Origin of the sequence: Benzoatithermus flavus (assembly GCF_037908215.1) — a bacterium.
GTDB lineage: Bacteria > Pseudomonadota > Alphaproteobacteria > Geminicoccales > Geminicoccaceae > Benzoatithermus > Benzoatithermus flavus.
The window spans coordinates 1-548 of sequence record NZ_JBBLZC010000124.1; the positions used below are offsets into that span (position 1 = coordinate 1).

Annotated in this window: 2 protein-coding genes; both read left to right on the top strand. The window is 49.3% G+C overall.

Features of this window, described 5'->3' with window-relative positions; translation table 11 throughout:
- Window positions 1-234 precede the first annotated feature (234 nt).
- A complete protein-coding gene (infA, locus tag U1T56_RS24455; protein WP_011229642.1) occupies window positions 235-453 on the top strand; it encodes a translation initiation factor IF-1 in 219 nt (72 codons plus the stop codon).
- A gap of 35 nt (window positions 454-488) precedes the next feature.
- On the top strand, window positions 489-548 hold a 60-nt coding region (gene rpmJ / locus U1T56_RS24460), incomplete at its 3' end, for a 50S ribosomal protein L36 (protein WP_418162079.1).

The window sequence follows — 548 nt, forward strand, 5'->3', positions numbered from 1 at the left end:
AAATGGCTATGAAATTTTAACGTGAACGGATCGAGGCAGAGCCGCCTCAAGGCGCTCGGGCAGATCGGCGAACCGTTTTCAACGTTTGCAGTTGTCTAAAGCTGTTTCGCCGATTCCGCGATCAAGGCGGCCGCTTACCGACCTTCCCGTTCACCGTGGACAATTGCGCCGCCTTATGTCCGTCCGGTTTTGCGTAACACAATGTTACTCATTCGAAGGAGGGGGAGCCGCTCGATGGCAAAAGACGATGTCATTGAAGTAGAAGGCACCGTCATTGAAACATTGCCAAATGCGATGTTTCGTGTAGAATTAGAAAATGGGCATACGGTATTGGCCCATGTGTCCGGCAAAATCCGCATGCACTTCATCCGCATTTTGCCCGGCGACCGAGTGACGGTGGAATTGTCGCCCTATGATTTGACGCGTGGACGAATCACGTATCGGTATAAATAAAAGATTGCACTCCGTTTAATAAGGAGGTAAACAACATGAAAGTGAGACCATCTGTCAAACCGATTTGCGAAAAATGCAAAGTTATTCGCAGACGC